Genomic DNA, 5,842 nt, shown 5'->3' on the forward strand with positions numbered 1-5,842 from the left:
TTTCTGTGCTGCCGCGCGTCGCAGTCGGCGCCGTCGTCTATATCGCAGCCCATGTGCTGCTCTGGAAGCTGGCGGGATCACCCGACGGCTTTGAAAGCAAGGCGCTGGAAATCCTGAACAAGGCGCTTACGCGCTTCCGCCGGCCCTCTGCAGCCTAGCCGATTATCCTGGCAAGCGTTTCCACGATAGCGCGCACGTCGGCCTCGCGGAGCCGCGGGTCGCACGGAAGCTCGATCTGGCGCACGAATCGATCGCCCAGCAGGCTCGCGGCTTCGTCCGACCATGCCGGATAGGGCGTGCGCACGGATATCCCGGCGTCGAGCATCGCAGAGCGGACCTCCCGCGATGTCCGGCCTCCATCCCATGCCACGATCATGCGCGTGCGGTAGGCGCCGGGCACGTATTGCGGCAGCCACATGGGCTTCGCGACCGCGTCGGCGTACCAGCCCATGATGCGCGCGCGAGAAGCACGGATCGTCGGAAGTTTCGGAATCTGCGAGAGCACTGCCGCCGCCGCCGTTTCCGACATATGCGAATGGCTGTCGTCGCGCGCTTCGCACCACTGCGCCACCGGCCGCACGAGGCGCGTCGCATAAGAGGGCAAGCGCCGCGGAAACGGATCCAGCGCATACGCATAGAGAAACCAGGCGTGTTGCCGCCGCCGCAAGGGCGCGCGCGGCATGGCCTGCCACGCCGCGCGGGTCGCATCACGAAGCTCCGGCGCATTTACCAGCAGCGCGCCGCCGCCGTTCGGCGCGCCTCCGGCCAGCGTTTTCGATTGATTGAAGCTGAGCAGCCCGAAATCCCCGCGCGTGCCGAGATCGTCGCCCAGCACATGCGCCGCATCGTCGATGACGCGAATGCCGTGGGGCCGGGCGATCGCGGTCACGGCATCCACATCCAGCGGCGCCCCGTACATGTGGACCGCGACGATCGCGAGCACGTCTGCCCCCACAGCGGCGGGCAGGGCTTCAATGTCCAGATTGAGATCGTCCCCCACCCTCACCGCCAGCGGTTCCAGGCCCGCGTCGCGCACGGCTCTGGGGACGGCGGGGCAGCAATAGGCGGGCACCAGCACCTTTGTGCGGCCCGGCGCCTGCGCCTTCATCACGTCCAGCGCCAGTGAAAGGCCCGTTTTGCCGCGATTGACGAGATGAACGTCGCCGTAGCCAAGGCCGGCAATCGCAGCGGTCAGCCGCTCGGGGGCGTCCGCCGCGCGACCGGTCCACCCGGCGAGCACGGCGCGCACCTCGTCCGCGCCCCAGTGGCAATAGCCGATGCGCGCATGCCGCAAAACCGATCCCCCGCAACCAGAAGCGCGCAGCCTGTCGCTGCGCCGCTGCGCATTCACCACCCCCTTCCGCATCCGTCAAGCACACCGCGAATTGACAGGCGCGCGCGAAGCCCGCAGAGTCCGCCGCAGCATTCGTTCCAAGGGGTACCCGGTGGTCGCCGGGCTGAGATCGCCGCGCGAGCGGGGGAACCCTTCGAACCTGACCCGGGTCGTGCCGGCGTAGGGATCGGAACCGCAGTTGCCCAAGGCCGGGCGCGCTGCCACTGCCATATCCCCGCGCCAGCCCGCCCCATGAGACGGAGCACGAGACATGGCCGACATCCCCGCCCGCACCGAAATCGGCGTTACGACCGGACCCATCCGGGGCAGCCGCAAGATCTACGTCGGCCCCCACAAGGTGGCGATGCGCGAGATCGACCTCGAGCCGACCTCGGGCGAGCCGTCCGTCCGCGTCTACGACACCTCCGGCCCCTACACGGACCCCAATGCCCGCATCGACATCCACGCCGGCCTCCCCGCGCTCCGCCGCGACTGGATTCTGGGCCGCGGCGACGTGGAGAGCTACGACGCCCGCGAAACCCGCCCCGAAGACAACGGCCAGCTCGGCCCGGACCGTTCGGGCGGCGTGCAGCCCTTCCCCAATGTCGTGAAGCGCCCCCTGCGCGCCAAGCCCGGCATGAACGTCAGCCAGATGCACTACGCCCGGCGCGGCATCATCACGCCCGAGATGGAATATGTCGCGGTGCGCGAGAATCTCGGCCGCGAGCGCCTGCGCGAATACGCGCGCGACGGGCAGGACTTCGGCGCCGCCATCCCCGATTACGTCACCCCCGAGTTCGTCCGCGACGAGGTCGCGCGCGGCCGCGCCATCATCCCCAACAACATCAACCACCCGGAATCGGAGCCGATGGCCATCGGCCGCAACTTCCTGGTGAAGATCAACGCCAACATCGGCAACTCCGCCGTCGCCAGCAATGTGGCGAACGAGGTGGACAAGATGGTCTGGTCGATCCGCTGGGGCGCGGACACGGTGATGGACCTTTCGACGGGCCGCAACATCCACGACACGCGCGAATGGATCCTCCGCAACAGCCCCGTCCCCATCGGCACCGTGCCGATCTATCAGGCGCTCGAAAAGGTCGGCGGCATCGCCGAGGACCTGACGTGGGAGATCTTCCGCGACACGCTGATCGAGCAGGCCGAGCAGGGCGTCGACTATTTCACCATCCACGCGGGCGTGCGCCTGCCCTATGTGCCGCTCGCGGCAAAGCGCATGACCGGCATCGTGTCGCGCGGCGGCAGCATCATGGCGAAATGGTGCCTCGCGCATCACAAGGAAAGCTTCCTCTACGAACGCTTCGACGAGATCACCGAGATCATGAAGGCCTATGACGTCGCCTACTCCCTCGGCGATGGCCTCCGCCCCGGCAGCATCTACGACGCGAACGACGAGGCACAGTTCGCAGAGCTCTACACGCTCGGCGAACTCACCAAGCGCGCATGGGCGCAGGATGTGCAGGTGATGATCGAAGGCCCCGGCCACGTGCCGATGCACAAGATCAAGGAGAACATGGAGAAGCAGCTCGAAGCCTGCGGCGAAGCCCCCTTCTACACGCTTGGGCCGCTCACCACAGACATCGCGCCCGGATACGACCACATCACGAGCGCCATCGGCGCCGCGCAGATCGGCTGGTACGGCACCGCGATGCTTTGCTACGTGACGCCGAAGGAGCACCTCGGCCTCCCCGACCGCGACGACGTGAAGGTCGGTGTCGTCACCTACAAGCTCGCCGCCCACGCGGCGGACCTCGCCAAGGGCCACCCGGCCGCGCAGGTCCGCGACGACGCGCTCAGCAAAGCCCGCTTCGAATTCCGCTGGCGCGACCAGTTCAACCTGTCGCTCGACCCCGACACGGCCGAGCAATATCACGACCAGACGCTCCCGGCGGAAGGCGCGAAGACGGCGCACTTCTGCAGCATGTGCGGCCCGAAATTCTGCTCGATGAAGATCAGCCAGGAAGTCCGCGACTTCGCGAAGCTGCAAAATCAGGACAGCGCAGCCTTTATTGCAGCAGAAGAGGCTGAAAAGGGCATGGCGGAAATGAGCCAGGTCTATGAGGACACGGGCCGCGAGCTCTATATGGGTGCGGGTGATCGGGAGCATGATTGAAGGCAGCCCTCCAACAAGAGCGCAAATATATGCTGGCTGGCAATTTCTAGACGACCGTAAAGAAGGTCGTTAATCAAGACCAAGAATATACGCTTGGGGGGGTGAGGAAAAATGCCAGAGCTTCGTAAGCCGGATATGGCTGCTGTTTTGGCGCGCACTAATTTAGCGCGCCATATAGGCGGTTTTCTGCTTCCCGTATTTGAAGCGGTATCGAACTCCATTCATTCCATAACGGATAAGTATTCCACAGAAAAATCGGGAATCGATGGAAAAATTACGATAAGGGTGACCGATACCACCAATATTAGCGACTTTAAAGTGTCTGTATTGGACAACGGGAAGGGTTTAGATTCCAAGAATTTTGAAGCATTTTTGACCCCTTTTACTGGAAACAAGTTACGGAAAAATGGAAAAGGTTTTGGACGATTTATAGCCTTTAAAGTATTCGAAGCTGTCGAGTATGAAAGCAAAATATCTGAAAAGGATGTTACATTCAGATTTGATTTTAACGTATATCGAGACGAAGAGATCGAACAGCGGAGCGGTCGCCGACACTTCCCGTTCGACGAAGGTTGCTTGGTAACATACTCGAAAGTGAAATCAGAATATCACAATGGCTGGAAGAGCATAAATGAGAAGTCTTTTCTAGACCAAATTACCCAAAACTTTCTCACCTACCTAGTTGATGGCTCAATGCCACAAACAGAGGTTATATTTAACGGCAATAGCACCGACTTGCGATCTCATTTCTTATCAGTTTTCAAACACGAAGAGACTCATGATTTCCACATTGATCTTGAGGGAGAGAAATTCCTATTTAAGCTCGACGTCTCACGTGTAGATCGCGGAGTTCCATTTAATCGCCACACAATAATTTTCTTTGCGGACAACAGGATACTTGGCCAAGGGCGCTCGATTGAAGGAAAGCTAGGCCGCGCCTATTTTGAGGACACAGACGAAAGGGAATATGTAATTATTGCTTCGGTTAGCGGAGAATATTTAGATCGTCATGCCAATAATGACAGAACATTTCTGGAGGCAAGTGAAGACGATATTAAGGAAATTATCGACGCCGCTTGCGCCTTAGTTCTGAAGACTGAAAAAGGTCAGAATGAGCTTATCAAATCCGAGCAAAAACAAGAAGTTTTAGACCTTCTCCAGAGCCATCCGCTCCTTCGGTTTGGATTAGACGGAAAAACTATCGAGCAATACGTCAAACAGAAGCCAAATAGTTGGAAACGAGAGCGATTCGTATCCGACCTAGCAGTACAACGCCTTCGTGCTGAACGCCGATGGGATGAATACGTTCAAGAAACAGTATCTGACGAGGCTTTATTTAAAGAAAGAAAAGATAAGCTTTTAGAAAAGGTCACTGATACGTATCGCGACGCCTTGAGTGAATATGTCGTTCATCGCCGCGCAGTATTAGAAATCGCAGAGGGATTAAGACGCTTCACGGACGAAATGAAGATGAGCGCAGAGGATGCAGTTCATCAGCTGATATTCCCAAGAAATTCCGATACCACTGAAACAAAATATTATCAGCATAATTTGTGGCTTCTCGACGAGAGATTGTCGTTCGTTTCTTACGCCTCGAGCGATCGCACGCTGCATGGTGGCCGCCGTTCAGCCGGCGACAAGGTCGTGGATATTGCGTTCTACGATGAAATTTTTGTCGCCGGTGGTGACGGCACATCAGCCGTAATGATCGTCGAATTCAAAAAACCCGGCCGGAACGATTATTCGTTCGGGGCGGACGGACGAGATCCCATTAAGCAGATAAACGATACTGTTCGCCAAATTAGAGAACGTGGATCTTTTGTGACAAAAGATGGTGCTACGATCACTGTATCACCCACCACGCAGATCACAGCATACGTAGTAGCTGATCTAGAACCATCACTAAGAAAACTTTCTCAAGACTATGATTTTAAAATTTCTTGGGATTCCAAATCGCTCTTTAATTACCATGAAAGCTTCAAAATATACACCGAGGTCTTTGGATACGACAAGCTTCTTGAGGACGCAAAACGACGGAATGGTCCATTTTTTGATGTCCTATTGAGCGATATCGGCCACTAAGGACCATGCGCGCCCGGAACCCCTCACTATCATGGCCAAGTTGCCACCTAAGGTTCAGGCGCAGACCGCCGCGCTGCCGCTTCGCGAACCTGTCACGCCCACCGCCGCCAGCCGTGCGCGATGCCCACGGCTTCAACCCCGATGATTTCGAGTGGATTCCCGTCGCCCGCCAGCCCGACGCCGTTCCCGCCGCCCTGCCCGCGCCCCCCGCCGTCATCCCGGATATCGCCCGCGCGCTCGATGCGCTGATGCCCGTCTGCCCGCCCGATCCGCACACGCTGATACATCCGGAGGAT

The 5,842-nt window shown here is 58.9% G+C and carries 4 protein-coding genes and 1 riboswitch; of the genes, 2 read left to right on the plus strand and 2 right to left on the minus strand.

The features are described 5' to 3' along the window. Positions 1-154: 154 nt before the first annotated feature. The gene (locus tag H2052_RS17820) at positions 155-1,294 is read right to left on the minus strand and encodes a DegT/DnrJ/EryC1/StrS family aminotransferase (protein ID WP_293784989.1); all 1,140 of its coding nucleotides are present in this window, start codon (positions 1,292-1,294) and stop codon (positions 155-157) included. A 130-nt stretch (positions 1,295-1,424) separates the two neighbouring features. Beyond that, positions 1,425-1,538, plus strand: a riboswitch (TPP riboswitch). A 66-nt stretch (positions 1,539-1,604) separates the two neighbouring features. On the opposite strand from H2052_RS17820, the gene thiC reads away from it, so the two are divergent. Together thiC and H2052_RS17830 are read left to right on the plus strand one after the other, a co-directional pair. Beyond that, entirely contained in the window at positions 1,605-3,464 is a 1,860-nt protein-coding gene (thiC, locus tag H2052_RS17825; RefSeq protein WP_293784992.1) for a phosphomethylpyrimidine synthase ThiC, read from the plus strand. Between the two features lie 111 nt (positions 3,465-3,575). Further along, positions 3,576-5,546, plus strand: coding sequence for an ATP-binding protein (locus H2052_RS17830; protein WP_293784995.1), 1,971 nt, complete (start codon positions 3,576-3,578; stop codon positions 5,544-5,546). Between the two features lie 92 nt (positions 5,547-5,638). Here the strand turns inward: H2052_RS17830 and H2052_RS17835 are convergent. Then, positions 5,639-5,842: hypothetical protein (locus tag H2052_RS17835; RefSeq protein ID WP_293784998.1), on the minus strand; the 204-nt coding region annotated here is incomplete at its 5' end.

The organism is Sphingosinicella sp., assembly GCF_013911755.1.
Classification (GTDB): domain Bacteria; phylum Pseudomonadota; class Alphaproteobacteria; order Sphingomonadales; family Sphingomonadaceae; genus Sphingosinicella.

Bases quoted from the DNA above. Each gene is read 5' to 3' on its own strand.
- thiC (WP_293784992.1), top strand. From the start codon at position 1,605: ATGGCCGACATCCCCGCCCGCACCGAAATCGGCGTTACGACCGGACCC.
- H2052_RS17830 (WP_293784995.1), top strand. From the start codon at position 3,576: ATGCCAGAGCTTCGTAAGCCGGATATGGCTGCTGTTTTGGCGCGCACT.